20 protein-coding genes are annotated in these 24,187 nt (G+C 46.2%); 3 read left to right on the plus strand and 17 right to left on the minus strand.

The genetic code is table 11. From position 1 onward, the window contains the following. Window positions 1-48: 48 nt before the first annotated feature. From KOD92_RS12435 to KOD92_RS12460, 6 genes are all read right to left on the minus strand, one after another. Window positions 49-1,746, minus strand: a complete 1,698-nt coding sequence (locus tag KOD92_RS12435; RefSeq protein WP_215233892.1) for a hypothetical protein — start codon at window positions 1,744-1,746, stop codon at window positions 49-51. Further along, entirely contained in the window at window positions 1,739-3,163 is a 1,425-nt protein-coding gene (locus KOD92_RS12440) for a DUF6056 family protein (RefSeq protein ID WP_215233893.1), read from the minus strand. Before KOD92_RS12440 ends, KOD92_RS12435 begins: the two co-directional genes overlap by 8 nt. After that, window positions 3,156-4,106 carry a glycosyltransferase family 2 protein gene (locus tag KOD92_RS12445; protein WP_215233894.1) on the minus strand — a complete coding sequence of 317 codons (951 nt, stop codon included), beginning with the start codon at window positions 4,104-4,106 and terminating at the stop codon, window positions 3,156-3,158. The genes KOD92_RS12440 and KOD92_RS12445 overlap by 8 nt, the downstream gene beginning before the upstream one ends. A 78-nt stretch (window positions 4,107-4,184) precedes the next feature. Continuing rightward, on the minus strand, window positions 4,185-5,114 hold the full coding sequence (locus tag KOD92_RS12450; RefSeq protein WP_215233895.1) for a DMT family transporter: 930 nt from the start codon (window positions 5,112-5,114) through the stop codon (window positions 4,185-4,187). 1 nt (window position 5,115) lies between these two features. Beyond that, window positions 5,116-6,192: an LptF/LptG family permease gene (locus KOD92_RS12455; protein WP_215234306.1), complete on the minus strand. Its 1,077-nt coding sequence runs from the start codon at window positions 6,190-6,192 to the stop codon at window positions 5,116-5,118. Between the two features lie 19 nt (window positions 6,193-6,211). Further along, window positions 6,212-6,874: a metal-dependent transcriptional regulator gene (locus tag KOD92_RS12460; RefSeq protein WP_215233896.1), complete on the minus strand. Its 663-nt coding sequence runs from the start codon at window positions 6,872-6,874 to the stop codon at window positions 6,212-6,214. 193 nt (window positions 6,875-7,067) lie between these two features. Here KOD92_RS12460 and KOD92_RS12465 point away from each other — a divergent pair, with 193 nt between their 5' ends. Continuing rightward, window positions 7,068-8,372 carry an Nramp family divalent metal transporter gene (locus KOD92_RS12465; protein WP_229254675.1) on the plus strand — a complete coding sequence of 435 codons (1,305 nt, stop codon included), beginning with the start codon at window positions 7,068-7,070 and terminating at the stop codon, window positions 8,370-8,372. On the opposite strand, the gene KOD92_RS12470 is transcribed toward KOD92_RS12465, so the two are convergent. Together KOD92_RS12470 and KOD92_RS12475 are read right to left on the minus strand one after the other, a co-directional pair. Further along, complete coding sequence (locus KOD92_RS12470) at window positions 8,365-10,206, minus strand: sialate O-acetylesterase (protein WP_215233898.1); 1,842 nt, start codon at window positions 10,204-10,206, stop codon at window positions 8,365-8,367. The two genes, KOD92_RS12465 and KOD92_RS12470, sit on opposite strands and share 8 nt — an antisense overlap. Window positions 10,207-10,286: 80 nt before the next feature. Continuing rightward, window positions 10,287-11,720 (minus strand): hypothetical protein, encoded by a 1,434-nt coding sequence (locus KOD92_RS12475; RefSeq protein ID WP_215233899.1) that lies wholly within the window; start codon window positions 11,718-11,720, stop codon window positions 10,287-10,289. Between the two features lie 261 nt (window positions 11,721-11,981). On the opposite strand from KOD92_RS12475, the gene KOD92_RS12480 reads away from it, so the two are divergent. Continuing rightward, window positions 11,982-13,928 carry a KUP/HAK/KT family potassium transporter gene (locus KOD92_RS12480; protein WP_215233900.1) on the plus strand — a complete coding sequence of 649 codons (1,947 nt, stop codon included), beginning with the start codon at window positions 11,982-11,984 and terminating at the stop codon, window positions 13,926-13,928. A gap of 3 nt (window positions 13,929-13,931) precedes the next feature. On the opposite strand, the gene KOD92_RS12485 is transcribed toward KOD92_RS12480, so the two are convergent. The 8 genes from KOD92_RS12485 to KOD92_RS12520 form a co-directional block, all read right to left on the minus strand. Next, window positions 13,932-14,447 (minus strand): phosphoribosyltransferase family protein, encoded by a 516-nt coding sequence (locus tag KOD92_RS12485; protein WP_215233901.1) that lies wholly within the window; start codon window positions 14,445-14,447, stop codon window positions 13,932-13,934. A gap of 58 nt (window positions 14,448-14,505) precedes the next feature. After that, the gene (locus KOD92_RS12490; RefSeq protein WP_215233902.1) at window positions 14,506-15,207 is read right to left on the minus strand and encodes a glutamine amidotransferase-related protein; all 702 of its coding nucleotides are present in this window, start codon (window positions 15,205-15,207) and stop codon (window positions 14,506-14,508) included. 6 nt (window positions 15,208-15,213) lie between these two features. Beyond that, complete coding sequence (locus KOD92_RS12495) at window positions 15,214-16,605, minus strand: aldehyde dehydrogenase family protein (RefSeq protein ID WP_215233903.1); 1,392 nt, start codon at window positions 16,603-16,605, stop codon at window positions 15,214-15,216. A 137-nt stretch (window positions 16,606-16,742) separates the two neighbouring features. After that, the gene (locus KOD92_RS12500) at window positions 16,743-17,516 is read right to left on the minus strand and encodes a glucose 1-dehydrogenase (protein ID WP_215233904.1); all 774 of its coding nucleotides are present in this window, start codon (window positions 17,514-17,516) and stop codon (window positions 16,743-16,745) included. 907 nt (window positions 17,517-18,423) lie between these two features. Then, window positions 18,424-18,885, minus strand: a complete 462-nt coding sequence (gene tnpA / locus KOD92_RS12505; RefSeq protein WP_215233905.1) for an IS200/IS605 family transposase — start codon at window positions 18,883-18,885, stop codon at window positions 18,424-18,426. 33 nt (window positions 18,886-18,918) lie between these two features. After that, a complete protein-coding gene (locus tag KOD92_RS12510) occupies window positions 18,919-20,295 on the minus strand; it encodes a glutamine synthetase family protein (RefSeq protein ID WP_215233906.1) in 1,377 nt (458 codons plus the stop codon). Window positions 20,296-20,319: 24 nt separating this feature from the next. Beyond that, window positions 20,320-20,943, minus strand: coding sequence for a DUF4230 domain-containing protein (locus tag KOD92_RS12515; RefSeq protein WP_215233907.1), 624 nt, complete (start codon window positions 20,941-20,943; stop codon window positions 20,320-20,322). A 16-nt stretch (window positions 20,944-20,959) separates the two neighbouring features. After that, window positions 20,960-21,961, minus strand: coding sequence for a bile acid:sodium symporter family protein (locus tag KOD92_RS12520; protein WP_215233908.1), 1,002 nt, complete (start codon window positions 21,959-21,961; stop codon window positions 20,960-20,962). 147 nt (window positions 21,962-22,108) lie between these two features. Between KOD92_RS12520 and KOD92_RS12525 the strand changes: the two genes are divergently transcribed. Then, window positions 22,109-22,924, plus strand: a complete 816-nt coding sequence (locus tag KOD92_RS12525) for a glycoside hydrolase family 16 protein (protein WP_215233909.1) — start codon at window positions 22,109-22,111, stop codon at window positions 22,922-22,924. 5 nt (window positions 22,925-22,929) lie between these two features. Here the strand turns inward: KOD92_RS12525 and KOD92_RS12530 are convergent, their stop codons facing one another. After that, window positions 22,930-24,096 carry a PepSY-associated TM helix domain-containing protein gene (locus KOD92_RS12530; RefSeq protein WP_215233910.1) on the minus strand — a complete coding sequence of 389 codons (1,167 nt, stop codon included), beginning with the start codon at window positions 24,094-24,096 and terminating at the stop codon, window positions 22,930-22,932. Between the last annotated feature and the right edge of the window lie 91 nt (window positions 24,097-24,187).

The raw sequence follows: 24,187 nt of genomic DNA on the forward strand, positions 1-24,187 counted from the left end.
AAAAATACACGTTTCAGGCTAACATAGAAAGCGCAATTACCAGGCGTTTTATGGAATCGTAACCAGTTGCTCAGTAAGCCAAACCGACAAATTGCCGGAAGAAATATCCCAGATACCCAGTTTGTACGCACCGGCCCGTATCGTTCCAACCGGACACAAAGTTTCGGTGCCGTCGATCGGAAATAGGAACAGGTAACGGTTATTCTCTGATTCCAGGAATGCATATCTGCGATGATCGGCAGGAGGGCCAGAAACTAAATTTATCTTCAAAATGTCGCCTGCGAGCTCAATATCCGCTTTTGCATTCAGCTGCGAAGTATTCCCGGTTAATCTGACCTGATCTCCTTCCGCATGAATAAGCGGACTTGGGAGTGAATAAATGCCCAGACTGTCGACCTTCCTGAGTGTGGTTGCAAGCATCGTTTCAAATGCGCTGTTCTTGGTCGCCCCGAGACCTACCCCGTTGTGTTTTTGGTTAAAAGCAAATGCAGTTCTGGCATTGCTGGTGTTTTTTACGATAGGTAAATAATTATGTATCGTCGACCACCAGAGCCCGGCAGAGACGAGGCACATTGTCCCGAAAAACCGGTAACGCGATCTGATATTGAGCGCCTGCAATACGATAATGAATATGACCGAGGTCATCACAGCGGGGTACATTTTGTAGGTACTCCAAAGTATAATGTGCGGATCAAAGCGGGTCCGAAAGAAAACCACCATTAACATTCCGATCAAAACATAGGCGAGTATAGCCAGCCAGAATGCATTCCACCGAATATCTGCTTCGCGCACATTGTAAATACGCGCCAGAGTCCGCCCCCATCTTTCGGGAACACACTTGCCCCAGAAAGGGGAAACAGAAAGGACAGCTACCGTCCACGTGATGAAAACCGCGAACAGAATGAAGCCTAAAATGGTAGGAATCACCATTCTCTTATTAAATTCGGCATTGGCCATCACATCAAAATCTCCACCCAGCATCGTGAAGAAAGCGACGAATGTGCGCATCGGATGTTCGAGTACGTAGGAGAACGCTTTGTCATTTCCCTGCACAAAATCAGGCCCCTGAAAATACAGATAGATCGAAGCTGCACCTGCGGCAAGCCAGATAAAAGACGATTTCCAGCGCATTTGCAGCAGCAGAATAGCCAAACCCGACGGCCACACTACCATTCCGTTACCCATACTGAATGTGTCCAGACAGGCAATTGCAATCGCGAATATGAATGCAGGAACGCTTTGTTTTACCAATAAATAAAAACTCGCTACCGAAAGCATAATCACCATTTGATACTGCATGGACATGATCGTCATGAAAGTACCGGCGTAGGCCTGGAAGTTGAAAATGAAGAATGCGACAGGCAGAATAAAGTACCATTTCCCACCCTGACGGAGGTAGCCGCGCACGATAAACAGGAACAACACGAGCACACTCAGGTTACCGCAGAAAAGAAGGTCTTTGAAATTAAGCTTGCTGGTCAGGTAGTATTGTGCTAAAACGATCAGGCGCGCCGTGAAAACCCGGTGCTCATTATTCGGTCGGATAAATGCTTCCCACTTTCCAGCAAAATCAGGCGCTTCGAGCCAGTTGACCAGGAAATAGGGAATGTTCTCGATATCATCGAACCAGGGGATATTGATACTGTTTTGAACAATGATATAGTAAAAAGTACCGATCACTAAGACGGTCAGGATACCGGCTGCATACTGAAAATACGTCTCCTGCTTTTTGGTCAAACTATTCATTCTTTTCCGACATTATGATCGCCTTCTTACCGTAATATCCCGCCATGCATTTATTCCACCAATGCTCCTGATTAGCAGTAATATCGTCCTCTACGTAAATGGAGAATGCTTTTGAGTAGATCGGAGGCAGATAAGTGACTTCCTCGGTACTGTTTTTCATCAACGCATAACGCTGGTACATTTCCTTGTCGTAAGCTGCTGCTTTGCCTTTCAGCCAGTCGGTATAAACCAGTCTAACATTTGGACTTCTGTAAAATGAGAGCGCTACAGACGCGAGCAGAATAATATATAGTCCCACAAATCTTGCCACTGTAAACTGGAAAAACCCGAACCTTTTTTGTTTAAAATAATGAAAAATAACTCCCCAGATATAGAACCACCCGATCAGGAAAAAGAAATAGGCACTATTAACAACCCGGTGCGTAGGCTCGATGCCAACCCCATAATAGGATGGAAAAAGCTGCGCTGAAAGCACGCCGATAAACAGCAATACCGCATACCAGACAGGTATTGAAAAATAATTTCGCGCACCGTCCGACAATCTCGACATCACTACCAGCCAAACTGCGGTAAAGAATATAAGCGGCGTCCTGAAAACCCAGTCAAAACCGAGTACTGCCAGTTTTTTCAAAGTTGAAATGGTGGAAAAAGGGATATTTCCACCCAGCGGATTTCCACCCATTCTTGCCTGATTACCAGGAGAACCTAAGAGCAGATAACATGATATTCCGGTTATCACCAGCATGGAAACCATAAATGCGTCCACTTTTCGGTAGTAAATAAGGCGGTAAACCCACCAGGCTCCTACCAGCAATACCATTGTCAGCATATTCTGCTCGCTGGCGCCGATTACCGCAAAAACCAGAAACCCGGCCAGAAAGCCCACCAAAAATTTCGCCGACTGCGTGTCCTGCCGGTACCAGCGCAATACCATCACAATCCAGAACAGGGTGAGCATATTGGGAACCGAGTACGTCACAAATGCCGCCATCCAGTAGAAAGCTTCCGCCAGACTCGCCATTTTCAATACAAAAAGAAAGAAAACAACACCCGCAAAACCCAGATGCGCGACACGCGATAAGGTAGGCGTAAGGTGCCGGAAAAGACTATAAAGCGCGAAAATAGTAGCCGCGATCAGAACGACAGGCAGCACTTTAAACCCTGTAATAGAATGAAATAGCAGCGGGTTACTGTGATTCAGGAAAATTCCTGAATACCTGCCTGTCCAGGTGGTGTAATATAATTTCATTGCCTCAAACCAGCCTATTTTGAAGACGGTATCGATATAGCAATAATCATCAGCGGCAGAGGGGTGATTGTAGTAAGCGAGCGCGAGCAAAGGCACCAGCACGGCGATCATTAATCCAATGTTGATCCAGTTGCCAACAGTCCGGTACTTTCTATAAAATCTATTCATTGACAATTTTTTCAATAATGTATCGGGGGCGGCCTTTTACTTCTTCGTAAATCTTTCCGATGTACTCCCCTATTAATCCCAGCGCCATCATATTAAACCCACTAAAAAATGTGAGCGGCAGCATGGTGGAAGTCCAGCCAGGGACGGTATGGCCTATTAAAAATGAGAAAAGAATATATACGACGATGAGCATCGCCACTATGAAATTGAACAAGCCAAAGTAAAGTACCAGCCGCATTGGAAAAGTAGAAAACGAAGTGATCCCGTTCCAGGCGAAAAGCAGCATTTTGTTCAAAGGATATTTGGTTTCTCCCGCCTGGCGTTCGAGGCGGCTGTAAAAGACCTTTTCATTTCTGAACCCAACCAAAGGCACAATGCCGCGCAGGAATAGGTTGATCTCTTTGAAATTTCCAAGCTCCTGCAATACCCGCCGGTCCATTAAACGGAAGTCGGCGTGGTTGAATACGACCGGTACGCCCATTTTTTGCATTAAAACATAAAATTGCTCGGCAGTAACCCGCTTGAACCAGCTATCCGAACTCCTGTCGCTCCTTACCCCGTACACCACCATCGCTCCTTCGCGGTGTTTTTCGATCATTCCGGTAATCGCATTGATATCGTCCTGCAAGTCGGCGTCGATGGTTATGAAGCAGTCAAAATCGTCCACATGCTTCTCCAAACCTGCCATGATCGCGCTCTGGTGACCAAAGTTGCGGGAAAGTCCTACGCCGATAATATTGGAATCGGTCCGGCAAAGTTCTTCGATGATATTCCACGTTCTGTCCCTGCTTCCGTCGTTCACAAAGCAAATCCGGCTGTTCTCAGCGATCAGTCCCTGCTGCTTGATCCCGTTGTAATACATGCTCAACTTGGAGTAGGTCAGGTTCAGAATGGCTTCCTCGTTGTAACATGGTATTACCAGGAGTAGTCTTGCTGGGTTCATATAATGCTGTTCGATTGAATCGACAAAAATAGCAGTAATAAGTTAATATGCTTCCTTTGACTTCCCGGCCGGCCCTATTCAGGTTCCTTTCCGGGCGTCGCTTACCTTGCGGTTACCCCTATCAAAAATACTACCCGAAAGCATCGGATAAAGCAGTACTGCAAGGAGAATCAGCGTGGTACCCCAGTAAAATGCCGTCGTCATCCGCTCTTTTTCCCCGAAAAACAGGAAAGCCAGCGCGATTCCATAAACAGGTTCGAGATTGATAGTCAGGTTGATCAGGTAGGCTGAAAACTGTTTCATCAACTGGGTCGCCATCGTACTTGCATAGACCGTGCAGATCCAGGCGAGGAAAAGTATCCAGACCCAATCCCCCGTTTCGGGCAGGTAAGGTGCATTGCCGGTCCAGCCGAAAGTTTCAGCAATAACCAATGCGATCAATGAAAACACCGTCGCGCCGATCATTTCATAAAATGTAATGGTATAAGCGTCAATTCGCTGCACGAGCCTGCTGTTTGCTACTGTAAACATCGCCGCCAATAATGCGGAAGCCAATGCAAGCAGCAGCCCGAGCGCGTGATCGAATTCAAACCGAAAGACCACATACAATCCTGCGAATGCAAGAATGCCCAACGCTACTTCCAGCGGCCGGATGCTTTTTTTGTTGACAAGTGGCTCGATAATGCTCGTCCAAAGTGAAGTGGTCGCCATTCCTGCCAGGCACACGGAAGCTGTGGAAACCCTCGCCGAAGCAAAGAAAAGCATCCAATGCGCCGATAATATGAAGCCTACCGCCAGCATTCGCCGCAGATCGGTTGCATTCGTTTTAAAGGATTTTTGCTTAAAAAAAATAACTGCGCCCAGCCCTATCGCTGCAAAGAGAGTTCGGTATAAGACAAGTGAAATTGGTGAAATAGTGACCAACAAGCCTACTATTGCCGTAAAACCCCAGATCAATACCAGAAAATGCAGGTGTAAATAGGAGCGCAATGTCGTCGATGAGAACATATTACCTGGGCAGCGTTTTATATAAAACCAACCCTATGCACGAAAACACGATATTAGGAAGCCAAACCGCGAAAAGTGTATTGATCGTCCCCGCCTCGGCAACGCCTTTTGACAAAAGAAAAAAGAGGATGTAAATAAACGCCAGCATAAATCCCAAAGCAATCTGCCAGCCGACTCCGCGCCTGCTTTTACGTGCAGAAACAATCACTCCGATCGCGGTAAGTATCAGAATAGCAAATGGTTGTGTAAACCGGATGTATTTTTCGATCAAATAAACTTCCAATCCATCCGAACCGCGACTTTTAAGAAGGCGAATATGTCCGTTCAGCTCCGGTAATGTGAAGGTTTCGAAGAGGTTATAGTCACTCTGGAAATCTTTCGGATAAAGGTTAATGGAAGTATCGATCTCCATGCCGCTGCTCAGCTTTTCACCCAGACTGTCCAACGTTCTGACCTGATAATTTTGAAGGGTCCACTTCTGCTTTTTTTCCTGCCAGACTATTTTATCAGCATAAAATTTCTGGATCAGCTGGTTACCCTTGATCGTCTCCATCGTGAATTTATTGCCGGTATTGGTTGAGCTATTGTAGCTTTCAAGATAGGCGTAAACATCGTCGGCGATGGTAATATGCACATTGTGCCCGCTGAAATAGAACTGGTCTTTGACGTAGGTCTTTTCGAAGTTGTTCCTGATCTTGTTCGCCTTCGGCAATATCCAGCCTACCTGCACAAAAGTCAATATACCCAATATCGTCGCGCCGATCATGTAAGGCAGCAATAATCGCCCAAAACTGATCCCGCTGCTCAGAATAGCGATAATTTCAGTCCGCGCGGCAATGCGGGAAGTGAAAAATACCGTTGCGATAAATACCATCAGCGGACTGATGTAATTGATCCAGTAAGGTATCAGGTTGAGGTAATAGTCGACCAGGATTTCCCGGAGCGGCGCTTTCTTTTCTAGAAAATCGTCCACTTTCTCGGTATAGTCAATCATGCAAATGATCAGCACGATCACGAATGCGACGAAAACGTAGGTAATCAGGAAGTTTTTGATCAGGTAGCGATCCAGTATTTTCAATCTCATGGCTGGTTAAGTCTCATCGGCGCTGAACCAGTAAATTTTTGGACACCTCAAGACTGATAAACAACGACTCGCCCCCGTCTATTTGTACAGACGCAGATTTATCATATTCATTAATTTCCTTCACCTGAATAATCGATCCCAGTTTGATACCAGACCGGTCCAGATGCTGTAAAAAGGAAGGTGCATGATCGAGTACGCCCATCATTCTCACTTTTTCCCCTATTTGGACATCGGTAAGTACTTTATAATCCGGCTCTGTCAGATTGCCTTTCGCGTCGGGAATAGGATCTCCGTGCGGGTCGAATTTGGGATGTCCGAGAAATGTGTCCAGCTTTTCAACCAGCACTTCGGAGGGGATATGTTCCAGCTCTTCGGCGATATCATGCACTTCGTCCCAGCCAAAACCCAATTTTTCGACCAAAAACACTTCCCAAAGTCTGTGTTTGCGGATTACCTTAATTGCAACTTTTTCGCCCTGCTCAGTGAGTGTGACGCCCTGGTATTTTTTATAATTAATTAACCCTTTTTCGGCCAGTTTCCGAAGCATATCTGTCACCGAAGCGGCGCGGGTAGCCGTACTTTCAGCCAATGCATTCGTACTCACCTCGCCCCCGTCCCTGCCCGAAAGAGCATGAATGATCTTCAAATAGTTTTCTTCTGTGAACGAATTCTGCATTTCAGGCAAACCGGGATTTTGATCTTAATATAAGCAAAAGTACAATTCTGAGCGCGTGATTAAAAAATTTAGACTAGGCTAAATTTTTTTTAAGATTTTTCTTATATTTGTTTTCGGTATTTTAACTAATATTCCGCAGGTAAACCAAATGATTGACGGCTCAAAGGTGAAGGCGTTTTTGCGCAAAGGAGCGATGGATAATGAAGGGCGGCTCGCTTCTTTATCAGAGGTTCATTCGAGTATTGCAGTTCCCGAGGGTGCCGGCTTCTGGAAAAAACTGATGGCATTCACCGGGCCGGGGCTAATGGTCGCAGTGGGCTACATTGATCCGGGAAACTGGGCTACCGATATTGAAGGCGGGTCGAGATTCGGATATGCATTGCTTTCAGTGATCCTGATCTCCAATCTGTTTGCCATGCTTTTGCAGCACCTTTCGCTCAAACTTGGTATCGCTTCGGGAATGGACCTTGCCCAGGCTTGCCGCGATTACTACTCCCGCCCCGTTTCATTTGTTTTGTGGGTTTTGTCAGAGATCGCTATCGCAGCTACCGACCTTGCCGAAGTAATCGGTTCTGCAATCGCGCTGAATCTGCTTTTCGGCCTGCCGCTGCCTGTCGGCGTGGTTTTCACTGCATTTGATGTGTTGCTTGTTCTTTATTTTCAGCAAAAAGGCTTTCGTATTATCGAGAGTATTGTGGCTGGATTAATGGGCGTGATCCTGCTTAGTTTTATTTATGAAATGATCGTTTCCCAGCCGTCGATGGCGGGCATAGCGGATGGTTTACTACCAAAAACAGAGATCATCACAAACCCGGGCATGCTTTATATCGCAATCGGGATCCTTGGCGCGACTGTCATGCCGCATAATCTTTACCTGCATTCCAGTATTGTACAAACGCGCGCTTTCCGGCGTGACGATGAAGGAAAACGTTCGGCTATCAAATTCGCCACGATCGATTCTACCTTATCTCTGGGCCTTGCATTCTTTATTAATGCATCCATTCTCATCCTGGCCGCCACCGCTTTTCATGCCAATGGTCACTTCGAGATCGCCGATATTACTGATGCTTACCATTTGCTGGATCCGGTACTTGGCGTAGGTTTGGCCAGTATCTTTTTTGCACTTGCATTGCTAGCTTCTGGTCAGAGTTCTACTTTAACCGGAACACTCGCGGGGCAGATCGTAATGGAAGGTTTTTTAAATATCAGATTAAAACCCTGGCTGCGCAGACTGATCACGCGCGGGATCGCTATAATCCCTGCCCTGATCGTTTCTATTATGTATGGAGAAAGAGGTACAGCCGAACTGCTCGTTTTCAGTCAGGTTATCCTGTCCCTTCAATTGAGCTTTGCCGTGGTGCCACTTGTGTTTTTTACATCAAAAAGCTCGATTATGGGTCGATTTGCCAATTCTGGAACGCTCAATGTTATAAGCTGGATCATTACATTGATCATTATCGCGCTGAACGGATACCTGCTTTGGAACACATTCATTTAGTTTCATTTCCTGCTTTTAGAATTCTCTTCAGCATATAAGTATCATTGACTTTCAGGCGACAAAAAAGCATTTTCCCCGTAACCGAATTAATTTCGCCACTCTGATATGTCCACTTTCCCTTCGCATGAGGATTATCAACGATAGTCTTAATAACCCCTCCTGACAAATCCACGATTTCCAGCTGCACGTGGCTGTTATCGTCCCTGACGTAGAATTCAATGGTTATCTCCTTCTGATACGGATTCGGGTAAGTTTTGAATTCTGGTATAAATTCGGGTTCATCAGCACCTTTTTCTTCCGCCGCAATGCGGTTTGAAGCGTAACAATGTATCCAGGTAGCCGCCGATACATGCCAATTGCCTTTACTATCCCTGATAAAACATTTGACATCCGGCCAGCAACTTTCAGTTGTAAATACATTTCCATTTGCTCCTGCTATCGGATTATTAATGCTTGAACCCCAACGGTACTCGGCATATCCGGCTGGCGCAGTTAGCGTGCGCTTGTTGCCGTTAGAAGAATAAGTCAGTTGAGGTACAAAGCCGGCCGAAATCTTATTTCCCAGATTGCCAATGGCATCAAACCATTTACCAGCAAGCCAGCTCAAGGCATTGCTTTTAGATTCTTCGAAATGGGTTAAATCTCTTCTATAACCGGCAACTGTTGTGGTTCCAGCACTTCCTGTTACATAATCTGAATCCGGCCCCGCATTTCCTGCGCCTGATCCCACCACATTTCCTTGCCCGGCCCGGATTGTATTGTTTAATGGACCAAACTCACTAATTGTAGCTTTTGCCACAATCCATGTCAGAATATTAGGATTCACTGTGGCGCCAAAATCAGCCCGGGATTTGTTTATCACAAACTGTAACTTGTTCTGATAGTCCTGCGCGCTTGTGGCCTTGTAGGCCGGCGCAATATTAATATTGGAGTCGGTTTCTCCCTGGTGCCACAGCACCGCTCGAACTCCGTACAGGGAAGCGTAGTAATTTAATGCAGAACGTAGCGGGGTGTAAGGTTGCCCATAGTAGTCTGCTGGATTTTGCGAACCTCCGGGAAAACCAAAGCAAAATTGATTGCCACCATTGTAAAAATTAGGGGCAGCCAATCCCTGAGCTCCCAAATACCATTGGGAAACTGAGCTTCCGCCAGAAGCCGCATTGAAGAAAGCTACCGGCATTCCACCATTAAGATCAGAGATTTTTTTCCCTAAAACTCCGTAGCACCAAACGTTATTTCCGGTAGGACCTAACTTTTTGTAATGATTCGCAACATCTGAAAGGGAATACATATTATCATAAGTCTCGGGTATATTTTTGGTGCAGTTATAATCTGAATTCATTCCAACTATCCACTCCGGGAATCCTGCTGTTATTGGTAATTTCCAGGCGCCCATCGGTTCATTGAGAGTGCCTATTCCTTGTGCGTTAGATTGACCTGCAACAATGAAAACATCTCCGATACCCACCTTAGATGAAGCATAAATCGCCCCATTCAGCATTACTTCGACCAAATACCAACCTTTACTTAGCGTTGTGCTGGTATAAAACGTGCCATTAGCCGCCATTGGCAGGTTAATTGTCGGTCCTTGAATGTTGGGACTTACGTGTAACGTCTTAATCTTATACGTAATGGCCGTACCAGGAGTGATGGCGCCGTTCGCACCCGTTCCCCAAACTAGTTGCCCTGCGATGGTCACCGTAGCTTTATTAGTCCCATCTCGTTGAAGCACAGACAAATGCTTTGGATAAGACAAACTTAAATATTGGGAGTGAACGGCTTCAATCCTGAAACAAAAAAGGGCAATAACACTGATGATTGTCAGATTTTTCATGCAAAACTGATTGTTTAAAGCACACGAATCTTTCCCCGGAAAACTTTCGGGTTAGATTCGACATGCTGGAGTGATGAATGTTAGTTGGAGGAAATTATCTCTCTGAATTTACTTACATCGATGAGTGGGATATGAGATCCATACTTCTCGTTAATGGCCTTAATTACCTCATTGGCAATAACAGCCTGACCCAACGGAGTAGGATAGATTCCATCGGATGAAAAGAAATTCCCATTAATAGAGCTATCGATTCGTAGCCCATCCTTGGTAATATACTCTCCACGATGGATTTTTTCGTAAATGGCCCGCAAATCAACAATTGCGAGGTTGTGTTTAATTGCAAATTTTTTGATGCTCGGATTAATAACTCTATCAGGATCTGCGGTCCAGCTTTCACCTTCATCAATAACATCCAAATCCTTTAATTGCGCCTGGATCGGCTTTTTATCCTCAGCTGTTAGAAAAGCTCCCTCCACATTTTTAGTAGGTTTTAGATAAAATGTTTGTGAAGAATTTAATGTGAACGCTTGGTTCCTTGCCCAGTAAACTACGGAAACTGATGAAGCCTTCTTCTTGAGCTTTTCGATATCATACCAATTCATGAACCCTAAGTCCCGAAAATGAGGAACTGTAAAGACAACTCCCTTTTGATTGGAACTTACAATTTCTTCCATAGCATAGGTTTGGCTGCTATAAGGAGCCACCAGTGAAAAACTTTCATCCATTCGGCCTTGATGGACAATCCAGTTTACAAAAGCATCGGTAAAATCTTCCATGATGACAAAATCGTAATCATGTTTCTCTCTGACCGCAAGTAGTAGATTTGAATAAGCTGGTACATTGTAGGAGCTAAAACGGGAAGGGTAGGCTTGTGTCTTGCACGTCGGGCAGTACTCATAAGTTGCACCAATGGTGCCCCCATTTGCAAATGCAAAATTGTGTATCAATCCTTCGTACGGCGTCATTTTGACGGGCTGTCCTGGTTCCAGTTTCGCGAGATTGTTGGTCACTTCTTTCCAGCGCGGGTACTCCGCTTTTGGGTCTTCATAGAGAAAGATCCCGGTCCCATTGGCTTCGTCCTCAGGCAGCAGAGGCGTTTTGAAATCACTGATGCCCATTTGCCGCGCCACCAGGTTGGGATAGGCAAATTGCTGTGCTTCCCGGTTCAAGCCGCCGTTACTTACACCCGCGGTCAGACCGCCGCCAAATGCGATCATATGCGGGACTTTACCTGAACCTGCAAGACTTCCGAGATCGGCCTTTTCTATTGGCCTGGCAAACCACGCTTCCGGTTTCAGTTTGGAATGGTGGGTGGTTGTTCCGGTGACAAACATCGGGTAAGCGATTGTCGGAAGCTGGGAAGGTAAAAGACGTTCCGGGTTGGTCTCGGCAGGAGTTTCCTCTTCGGTTGAGGGAATCCCGGGAATAGGACCAGGTTCTTGACTTGTTTTTTGAGCGCAGCTGAAAGCCAGGAAAAAGAGACTGACAAGGCAGGTAAAAAAGTACTTCTTCATAAACTTCAATTAGTTATGTGAAAAATTTAAGTGAAGAAGATTTTTATAACGTTTGGATGTACTGCTCAATGTAAGTGGAAAACAATTCGAGCGACTACAAACTGAGCGAAGTGACCATCCTGATTATCCTCCGGTGAATCCGGTCGCATTCGCCATAGTGTCCAACTTCCTGACAGCGCCAAAGCTTTTGAAATTAAAATTTATATTCACACATTTTCTTTGATTGCCGTTTCCTAACTTTCGCTGTTTTTTAACAAATGGATGGAATCAAAGCACAAAGTTGACAAGGTTACTGCAGCCGGGGTGCTGGTTGCATTCGGCATTATCTACGGGGATATTGGTACCTCCCCGCTCTACGTAATGCAGGCGATCATCATGAATGAACGCATTACCGAGGAAATCATTTACGGAGCGATATCCTGCATATTCTGGACACTCACGCTCCAAACCACAATCAAATACGTAATCCTGATCCTGCGAGCCGATAACAGAGGTGAAGGCGGGATTTTTGCATTATATGCATTGGTTCGAAAGCATGCGAAGTGGCTCACCGTCCCGGCCATTATTGGCGGTAGTACCCTGCTCGCCGACGGTATTATTACGCCACCTATTTCGGTTTCCTCCGCAGTTGAAGGTCTACAACTTATTTACCCCAACATCCAGACAATACCTATCGTAATTAGTATCCTGACGCTGATTTTCGTGATCCAGGCATTTGGTACGAAGGTTGTCGGGCGCGCATTCGGGCCGCTGATGGTGACCTGGTTTGTGATGCTGGGTGTACTGGGTTTGAACCAGATTTTGATTCATCCCGAAATATTAAAGGCGCTTAATCCTGTCTACGGATTCAATCTGATCACCGGCCACCCGGAGGGTTTCTGGATATTAGGCGCCGTTTTTCTGTGCACGACAGGTGCCGAGGCCCTGTATTCGGATCTGGGACATTGTGGTCGCGAGAATATCCGGATCAGTTGGATTTTTGTTAAAATATGCCTGCTGCTCAACTACTTCGGCCAGGGCGCGTGGCTGATCACAGAAATGGGAAACCTGCTCGCAGCAAGAAAACCGTTTTATGAAATCATGCCTGAATGGTGGCTGCTGCCAGGTGTGGTGATCGCTACATTAGCAGCGATTATCGCAAGCCAGGCTGTTATAACCGGCTCATTTACATTGATTTCCGAAGCGATCCGTCTGAATTTCTGGCCAAAAGTTAGGCTTAATTACCCAAGTGACCAGAAAGGCCAGCTTTATGTTCCGAGTATCAACTGGTTACTATGGCTCGGTTGCAGCGGCGTTGTTTTGTATTTCCGGCAATCATCCAATATGGAAGCGGCTTATGGTCTGGCGATTACACTGACCATGATCATGACAACCATATTATTCTCCTATTACCTCTATCTGAAAAGGGTAAACCTCTGGATTGTCATTGCGTTCATGCTGCTTTATCTGTGCATTGAGGGAATGTTCCTGGGTGCTAACCTTGCCAAATTCCTGCACGGAGGCTGGTTTACGATTATGGTGGGAACAATTGTAGCGGGTTTGATGACGGTCTGGTTAAGAGCTTTTTACATTAAATTAAGACTTACCGAATATACCAAACTGGAAAAATATCTGCCTGCACTCCATGAGCTCAGCCGCGATATCAGTATCCCAAAATATACCACGCATTTGGTCTTTATGACAAATGCCTCGCGGGCGACGGAAATTGAGACGAAAGTGATCTATTCTATTTTCCAGAAAAGACCAAAACGAGCCGACGTATATTGGTTCATTCACGTCGACATTACCGATGATCCGTACACAATGGAGTACAAAGTATTGTCCGACGACGACAATAACGATAATGTTATCAAAATCAATTTCCGGCTCGGTTTCAGGGTCGATCAGCGGATCAATATGTTTTTCCGTAAGGTTGTGGAAGATATGGTTATGAATAAGGAAGTGGATATTACCAGTCGCTACGAGTCTTTGAGCAAGCAGAATATTACGGGGGATTTCCGTTTTGTAGTATTAGAAAGATTTCTTTCGTTTGAAAACGACCTGCCGCTTTTTGAACAGCTGGTAATGAAAACTTACTTTTTTGTGAAAGATTTCACCACGCCGGAAGACAAATGGTTTGGTCTGGACAGCAGCTCAGTGAAAATTGAGAAAGTACCGCTGATTATCCGTCCGGTAGAAAATGTCAAATTGAGAAGGGTGTATACCTGAGATTTATTTCAGATATACACCTTCCTCGCCTTCTTTGCTGAGCACTACTTTTACGTGCTCAGTTAATGTAGTGCTCAGTGAATAGCCCACATAGTCGGCATGAATAGGAAATAAATGGTGGCTGCGGTTGACAATCACGGCCACCTGCAATTTTTTCATCGGTACTTTCAGAAAAGGCTCCAATGCAAAAGCAAGTGTCCGGCCAGTATTGAGTACATCGTCGGCGATGATGATCACTCGATTTTCGATTTGTATTTCTTTGTCAAAAAGGATCGGGCTCTGGTGGTGAAGGTGCTTATCAAAGCGCAATTCGATCAAATCAACCTGGAAAGGGGCAATCTCGCGTAATTCCCTTGCGAGGATTGCCGCGAATGCATAACCCTCTCCTGAAATTCCAGCGATAATTACGCCCGGCTCTTCAAAATTATTTTCATATATCTGAAAGGCAATCCTTCTGATTTTCTGGTTCGTTTGATGCGAACTAAGTATTTGCCGGGGAGAAACAGTGCTTTCAGTCATTGAGAAAAGTGATTCTTGAAATAATGTCGGGTTAAAAATAAGCATACATCCGACTACTTCATAGCGCAGCAAAATTCTTTATCCAGCCTGCAATCAGCAGTTCGTCGGTATGTAATGCAAGGCTGGCAATACCCAAATGGACTTTCCCCGCTCCTATTCTCTCGATCCGCAATTCCATTAACGCCTGGTTATAACGCTTAGGAAATTCCGGATGTGCTTGAATACCAATCATATTGCCGCCCACCTGGAACATTCCAACGGGACAATCGGGAGTTTGCGCCAGTAATACACTTCCTTCCGGCATCGTTACTACCTGATCCTGGCACATCATCAGCAGGTTAAAGTTATTTTTTTGTGGATCAATCCAATCTGCGGACCCGATTAGCGAAAATTCATGCACACCGACACACCAGCCCGGGCTTCCTTTTTCCACTTTACCACCCAATGCCTCCGCCAGCATTTGATGTCCAAAGCAGATTCCAGCGTACTTTTTTCCAGAATCGTAAATCTCCTTTAGGAAATCCTTTAACCGCAAAATCCACGGCTCCTCATCGTAAACTGAATATTTTGACCCCGTACAAATATACAGGTCGCATTCAGCCACAGATTTCGGGAAATTTCCATTGCAAACGTCATAGAAAGTAAACTCCCAATCCGGCGCAACCTGCGTGAACAATGCCGGGAACATTTGCCGGTAATCACCCGCAATATGCAGCAGATCGTCGCGCACATGATCACACTCCAGCAGCCCTACTTTCATTGTATATCAGCTATTTATCTTTAAATGGAAGGATTTGGGGCGGGTTAAGGCTTCATATCCAATCGTCGAAAGCGTGCAGCCACGTCCTGAATTTTTTACGCCCGTCCAAGCCAATGCAGGGTCAAGATAATCGCAGCGGTTCATGAAGAATGTACCGGTTTCAACCTGCTCACCCAGCACGAGGGCAGTATCAATATCTGAGGTCCAGATGGAAGCCGTAAGCCCGTATTGACTATCATTCATCAATCTAATCGCCTCATTATCATCACGCACAGACATAATTCCCACAACCGGCGCAAAGGTTTCTTCGGTCATGATCTCCATCGAATGGTCGACATTTACCAAAACCTGGGGCGCGAAATAAGGAGTGCCGGCCTGATGCGACGGGAAAAGATCCGTATCGATCAATGCAGTAGCTCCCTGCGCAACCGCTTCGTCAATTTGTTTTTTGGCAAAATCGGCAGCGGCAGTCCGTACCATTGGGCCCAAAGTAGTTTCCTGATCCAGCGGATCGCCCAGTTTGTAGGTCTGGGTCAACTTTACAAATTCAGCCACAAACTCTTTATATATATCCTTATGCACATAAATACGCTCAATACCGCAGCAGGATTGACCTGAATTAAAGAACGATCCATCGACCAGATTTTCGACTGCATCCGCAAGATTTGCATCTGCCCGCACATAAGCCGGATCTTTCCCGCCGAGCTCCAATCCTCCCACAATAAATCGCGCGTTAATCGCCTGCTGCACCGCGTGCCCACCCTCGACTGAACCCGTAAACGCGACATAATCAACACGTTGATCGCCGATGACCTGCGCCACCTGCTCGTGACTTAAATGCAGATATTGAAACACACCTTCCGGCAAGCCTGCATATTCAAATGCTGCCGCATAACGCTCGGCGCAAAGGGGTGTTTGCTGCGCATGTTTCAAAATCACCGCGTTACCCGACATAATCGCCGGAATGACGGAATTGACGGAGGTCAGATAGGGATAATTCCACGGAGCAACCACAAACACAACGCCCAGCGGATCACGGCGAATGAATCGTTTGAACCCCGGAATTTCTTCCACTTCCACATCCGAAAGCGCCGTTTCAGCGACGGAGATCATATATTTTGCGCGCTCCTGAAATCCTTTCCGGATCTCATTTGCAGTATACCGGACCGGCCGCCCCATCTGCCAGGTCAGCTCCAATCCGATCTCATCGGCATTATCGAGGAAGTACTCAACCGCTTTCAGGCAAACAGCCGCACGCTCAGCCAGCGAAGTTTTACGCCATTCCTTCTGAGCCACAACAGCCTTATTTAAAGCATTTTCCACAGCCACAGCATCAGCTAACATGCGTTCCACATATACCGAGCCGTCAATCGGACTTATCGTTTTTTGAAGTGTCATTATTTTTTAAAGGGAGAAATGGAGGAATGGAGGATGGAGGAAGGGATTGGGGAGGAAAGGGAGGAAGGGGATGAAAGGGAGGAAAAGAAATTGGTAGTAAAGGAAAATCCTTCCTCCTTCCTCCCTTTCCTCCTCCCTCACACCGGCGTTACGTAGGCGGAAGTAATTCCTCCGTCGACCAGAAAATCAGTGCCGGTTACGAAGGATGCTTCGTCGGAAGCGAGGAACAGGGCGGCGTAGGCCATTTCTTTGGCTTCGCCGAAGCGGCCCATCGGGATATGTACCAGGCGGCGTTGTTTCTTTTCTTCGGTATTTAGAAATTTCATCAAAAGCTCTGTCCGAAGCGGTCCTGGGCACAATGCATTTACGCGAATATTCTCCCGGGCGTGAATGATCGCGAGTTCCCTGGTTAATGCTAAAACAGCGCCTTTACTGGCTGTATAAGCTATTTGCGGAGTTGCTGCACCCAATATCGCAACGAAGGAAGCAGTATTGATAATCGAACCGCCGCCTGCTCTTTGCAATGCAGGAATACCATATTTACACCCCAAAAACACACCCTTTGCATTGATATTCATCGTCAGGTCCCAGACAGATTCTTCGGTCGTCATGGCATTGTCATCGTCGCTGTGCATAATCCCGGCGTTGTTGAAAATGACATTCAGCTTACCGAATTTCTCTTCCGTAAAAGCGACGGCAGCCTCACAGTCAGCAGCTTTTGAAACGTCGGAATGTAAGAAAAAAGCCTCTCCTCCGGCTTGCACGATTTCATCTGCCGTTTCCTGACCCGCAGCGTCATTTACATCTGTGACAACAATCTTCGCTCCTTCTTTTGCAAATAAAAGAGCCGTCTCGCGGCCGATCCCGCCGCTTCCGCCTGTAATGAGTGCGACCTTATTTTCTAACCGCATTGTGTTTGTTTTAATAGGGTGAAAATTATTTATGGTAATTGAGTATCAAATGGACCCGCGGAAATTGATTCAATGAATGATTTTTGAGCAATTATTTTTGGCAAATTTTCTAACATCACATTCCGAGCCAATGCAAATCAATAATGTTCGCGAACAGGAGGCCCCGCTGGGGCCAAAAACGACCAACATGCATTAGGCTGGTTCTAGAAACAGGAGGCCCCGCCGGGGCCGAAAACAAAAAATATCATCGCCGTTTCTAGAAACAGGAAGCCCCTCCGGGGCGATCCGTGGCTTCGGAGGAGCCCCCTGTTTCTAGAATAGCCCCGCTCCAAGTCACACCTGGCTCCGGAGGAACCCCCTGTTTCTAGAACAACCCCACACCAAATCAAGCCAGGCTCCGGAGGAGCCCCTGTTTCTAGAACAACCCGCACCAAATCAAGCCAGGCTCCGGAGGAGCCCCCTGTTTCTAGAACAACCCGCATCCGATCATGCCGGCTCCGGGGAGCCTCCTGTTTCTAGAACAACCCGCACCAAATCAAGCCTGGCTCCGGAGGAGCCCCCTGTTTCTAGAACAACCCGCATCCGATCAAGCCGGCTCCTGAGGAGCCCCCTGTTTCTAGAACAACCCCACACCAAATCAAGCCAGGCTCCGGAGGAGCCCCCTGTTTCTAGAATAACCCGCATCCGATCATGCCGGCTCCTGAGGAGCCCCCTGTTTCTAGAACAACCCGCATCCGATCAAGCCGGCTCCGGAGGAGCCCCCTGTTTCTAGAACAACCCGCATCCGATCATGCCGGCTCCTGAGGAGCCCCCTGTTTCTAGAACAACCCGTTCCAAATCAAGCCTGGCTCCGGAGGAGCCCCCTGTTTTCACTCCTAATGCTTTCAGCACCAAACCTCATCCCACATCACTCTAAAAATTCGAATAGATACTCACTTTTATGCGGGATCTGAAATTTTTCTAAAAACTCCTTGTATTCCTCTTGAAATGACTTTTTCCGATGGTGTTCTTCCTGGTTTAAAATATAATTCACCACTGAATTAATGTGTGAATGCGAATAGGAAAAAACTCCATAACCCTCCTGCCAGGCAAACTTAAACCTTGTCCAGCCTTTCGCATTAATGAATTCGTTGCTTTCTACCTTAATTTCCTTCACAAAGTCCGAAATCGAAATAACTGGTTTAAAACCAACAAAAATGTGCACATGATCGGGCATACAATGCACCGCCAACATTTTTGCCTTGCGATTCTGGACTAACCCTGTCAGATATTTGTGTAATTCCTCTTTGTTTTCCTTGGGTATCAAACTCTGTCTGCCTTTTACGCTAAAAACAAATTGAAGATAAATCTGTGAAAATGTATCTGCCATTATCTATTGTAGTGTGTGTAATCATTGCTTCCTCTATATCTGCTCAAAATACCGTTTCCGCTCCCAGTCCGTTACGGACGTATCGTACGCCTTTTGTTCGTTTCGGAAAAAGTGGGTGTAATGTTCTACTACTTCTTTGCCGAATGTGTTTTTGGCAAATTCGTTTTGCTCAAATATGTTGACTGCCTCTGATAATGTATATGGAACCCGTGGCAAATGGGCGGCTGCGTAAATATCGCCTTCGAAACATTCCGGCGGCTCGATCTTATTTTTGATACCGTTGAGCCCGGAAGCGAGCGACGCGGCAAAGGCGAGGTACGGATTACAATCGGCGCCGGGAATGCGGCATTCAATGCGCAGGCTTTTCCCACTTCCTACCACCCGGAAGCCGGCAGTGCGGTTATCGTAACTCCAGGCCAGCCGAGTGGGTGCCCAGGAGCCGTCGACGAACCTTTTGTAAGAATTTACAGTCGGGGCGTAAAAAGGCATTACATCGGGTACATGCCTGATCCAGCCGCCAAGAAACCAGCGAAACAGATCAGAGCCTTGTACCGGGCCGATCGCCTGATTACCTACAAATGCATTTTCACCATCTTTCCACAAACTCATGTGAATATGACTGCTGGAACCCGCCTGATCAGTGGCGAACTTGGCCATAAAAGTGACCGAAAGTCCCATTGCGTCAGCCACTTCTTTCATGCATTGCTTGTACACAACGTGGTTATCGGCCATCGAAAGTACGTCGGCATATTTCACATTCAGCTCATGCTGGCCCATTCCCCACTCACCTTTGGAAGTTTCGATTGGAATGCCTGACTTTTTCAAATGCTTCCTCGCCGCAGAAGTGAATTTCTCATTCCGCGTTCCCTGCATAATGTGGTAATCTTCAAGGTAATACCCAGCCGGCGAGAGATTTTGGTAGCCTTGTTCAAAAGCTTGTTTATAGGTATTTTCAAGAAGATAATATTCGAGTTCCGAAGCGGCGAAACAGTCCATTCCGTCTGACTGCAAGTTGTCCAGCTGCTTTTTGAGAATAGATCTGGGCGCGATCGATTCGAGCTGGTGCGATTTATCATTGTGAACATCACAGATCACAAGCGCCGTTTTTTCAAGCCAATCTGCTATTCGGAGCGTTTTCAGATCGGGTACCAGATGAAAATCGCCATAACCCAACTCCCAGTTTGCATATTTGTAACCAGGCACAGGTTCCATCGCAATATCCGTGGTTAACAGGTAGTTGCAGCCGTGCGTACCGTCTTCCAATACCGAATCCAGAAAATATTCCGAATCGACACGCTTTCCCATTAACCGGCCATAATGATCGGTAAAACCAACGACGATCGTATCAATCAACCCTTCCACTGTTTTACTTCTGAGTTCTTCTGTTGTAAGAAATCCTTTTCTGTCCATTGTAAAGGGTTTGTGGCGAAATAGTTAGCGCAATTTTTCGATCTCTGTATTCATTGGAAATTTCAATATCACTTTTTTCCCCGAAGCTTTTTCAAGAACAGGAGTCAGAATTTTACGTGCATTCACTTTGGTTTGTTCCAAAATCCCCATATCCTGGGCGGATTTCATAATCTGTTTTTCGGCCTGCTTGTAGGCTTCCTCCACCAGCTTTCCCTCTTCATTGAATGCATATTCGGTATTGTATATCTTGGATTTGCTATGGTCGATCTTAAAAACACAAAGCTCAGGCTCAGGCATATTGACCACCAGGTATTCGTCTTCCGAAGAAATATCCGCAATATCCACCAGTGTCAGATCAATGCAACCGATCGCTTCTCCCTGCACGATCAATACCGCTTTCGCATTGGGCAAAAACATCTTGACCTTTTCGCGCTCGACCACATCTTTGAAATTGTATTTAACCAGTTCCAGCTTGCCCATCGCGCTGATCTCCTGCAACACAATAGTATGGGTAGTCTGCGTTTTATCCTCCATCCCAAACCAGTCGGGCGCCCAGTTCCCGGTCCTGAAATTAGACCATAATGAATTTAACCCCGCTATCAACAGAATCAATACAAGCACGCGCACAAACCAGGAAATCAATCGCATTGAATAGGGTATTAAGTTAAAAACTCCTCTCTGTTTCCGCCTCCTGCGCCAGTCGCTGGGCGATAATACTGGCTGCGATCAGTTGTAATGCATGGTAAATCATAATCGGCAGCAACATTATACCCGCCTGCGGGCCTGCGAAAAGCACTTTTGACATAACCGCTCCCTGCACCAGCGACTTTTTCGAGCCACAAAAAACGGCTGTTACCTTATCTTCGTGACTGAATTTTAATAGATTACTGATAAATGTCAGCAGGAAATAAATGGCGAAAAACAGTGCCAGCATTCCCATTCCTAAAAATACAATATCTTTCAATCCAAGCGAGCTAAACAGGTTTTCGCCAAAAGACTCGCAAAAAGAAGTGTATACGATCAGCAAAATAGACGATTGGTCGAAATAGCGGATATACTTTTTGTTTTTTTCGGCAAAATATCCCCACCGCTTGTTCAACAGTATACCTGCAAATACCGGAAGTAGTACTTGCAAAGCCAGCTTTCCGACCACTGAAAGGAGGTCAAATTGCCCCGCGCCGGTTTCCAGTACCATTCCCATCCAAAGCGGCGTCAGGAAAACGCCGATCAGGCTCGATATGCTAGCGTTGAATATAGCCGCCGGAATATTGCCTTTTGCAATGGAAACCATCACCACAGAAGATGAAACCGTCGAAGGAAGTACTGTCAGAAAGAAAATGCCTAACCACAAAGTATGATTCTCTTCGCCTTGAAACAAAGGCTTGAAAGCCAGCGCGACAAGAGGAAAAAGCAAGAACGTAGACAGATGTACCATCACATGCAGCCGCCAGTTCGTCAGCCCTTCGCGCAGCTTATCCGGACTCAACCGCAAACCGTAAAAGAAGAAAATGACAGAAACCGCATAGGTGGAAATCTCGGAAAGCGGGACCGGACTTTCTTTCATCCCGGGCTCCGGCCAGAGCCAGGCCAGCAATATCATGCTGAGTAACGCAAGCATGAAACCATCCAATCCGGCTTTGCGGGCAGTATCTAATATTTTACTCATTTGAATCTACTTTTCGCTGCCAATCTGAGGAATCAGCAACTTTTTGCTTACTAACAAAAGAAGGGAAAGTTGGTTAAATAAAATCCGCTTTCGCCTTATTAGTTAATAGGTACACCCGTGCAAACGGTTCCAAATATCACTTCAAATATGAAAAATATCGTACTCGCCGCGCTGCTGACAGTATTTGCGGTTCCTTCTTTTGCGCAATGGAAATTGGTTTGGGCTGATGAATTTGACAGTGAAGGCGCACCCGATCCAAAGATCTGGGAGCCGGAAAAGGGTTTTGTCAGAAATGAAGAATTGCAGTGGTACCAGGCTGAAAACGCGTATTGCAAAGGCGGACTTTTAATTATTGAGGCTAAAAAAGAAAAGGTCAAAAACCCGGATTATAAAGCAGGAAGCAACAATTGGAAAGAAAATCGGGAATTCGCAGCATATACTTCGGCGAGTTTGACTACTAAAAAAAGCAAAAGCTGGCAATATGGAAGGTTTGAGATCCGGGCTAAAATCGATACCCGCGCCGGGCTCTGGCCTGCTTTCTGGACACTGGGAATAAAAGGTCGCTGGCCGGATAACGGAGAGATCGATATCATGGAATATTACCGGGATATGCTGCTGGCCAATGTTGCCTGGGGTTCTAATGAACAGTACAAGCCAATATGGAATTCGGTTAAAAAGCCTTTAAACACCTTCGAAGACCCGAAATGGGCGGATAAATTCCACGTTTGGAGAATGGATTGGGATGAAGATTCCATTAAGCTGTACGTCGACGATCTGCTCCTTACTTCACAGGATCTTTCCAAAGCCGTGAATGCTAAAAACAAGGATATCAAGCCATTTCACCAGCCGCATTATGTATTGCTGGACCTGGCTGTCGGTGGAGATAATGGAGGTGATCCGTCGGGAACTGATTTTCCTGCCAGGTTTGAAGTAGATTATGTACGTATTTATCAGAAAAAATAATCCGACTATCGCGTTACCAAATCGCGTCTGGCGCGACGCATACTTTTGCGAACCGGGCGTGGTGCTTTGTTCCTGCGTCCCCACCAGATCAGAAACCCGGTTACTGGCAAAGAAGCGCAGACCAGACTAGCCAGAAACATTAATATTTTACCCGGCAATCCCAATATAGCGCCAACGTGAATATCATAGTTCATCCGGCGCAAGGTTTGAGCCAGATTAGCCTCGCTGTATTTGCCACTGTAAGGCCCGGTCGCCTTGATCTTTTTAAGGGTATATTGGTCAAAATAATTGTAATCCACATTGTAATAAGTCCCTTCCCGGAAATTCACATAAGAGAAAATTGACTCGGAAGGCAGATTCGCGAACGAGATATTCAGTGTCGCATATTTAGGATATTCCTGCTGCAAAGCATACCAGGCGCGATCCGTCGCCTGCTTCGGCCCGGCGACTGCATTGACCAGCGTGGTATCCGAAGTTGGGTTATAGTAAACGTCGGAACCCTCTCCTCCTGTGGCTGTGTATACACCCTGAGAAAACCACTGAAATCCCCAGACTAGGCCCGTCAGCGAGAGAATTACGCCGATTGTCATAATATAAAAACCCAGCACATTGTGCAGGTCATAGTTTTTCCGACGCCAGGCTGCATTCCATTTGATCGAAAAACGCTGTTTGGATGCAGCTTTATTTTTAGGCCACCAGAGTACCAGCCCGCTGATCATCATCACAAAAAATATGAGCGTCGCCGAAGCCACCACCGGCTGGCCAATCTTTTCGGGTAACCAGAGATAATAGTGCCCGTGGAGTATAAAATGAAAGAAATCCCCATCCTCGTCCCAAACCTTCGCCACTTTCCCCGTGAATGGGTTCAGGTACGCTACATAATAGTATTCGGGATCAATATTATAAAAACCGACCTGCGCATTTCTGCCCGGCACATCGTAGAGAACCCCGTTTGCTTTCTTACCGGGAAGCAACTTTTCAGCCTCGGCCGCTAAAACAGAGGGCGGCAACAATTTGCCCTCTTTCTGGCCTTCAACAAACATATAAGGCTGCGTAACTGCCTTGATTTCCTGCTCAAATGCGAGAATGCAGCCTGTAATAGCTATTACGAAAACCAGCGCCCCGGAAATGAGCCCCAAGTAGAGGTGAAGTTTGCCAATCAGTTTTTTCATTAATCCCTCGCTTTCTTAATTAGACTGAATCAAGATACGAAAGTAATGCTAACTTTTTTCACCGGAAACAAATTGGTCAAATTCATATTTC

Source organism: Dyadobacter linearis, from assembly GCF_907165045.1.
Classification (GTDB): Bacteria; Bacteroidota; Bacteroidia; order Cytophagales; family Spirosomataceae; genus Dyadobacter; species Dyadobacter linearis.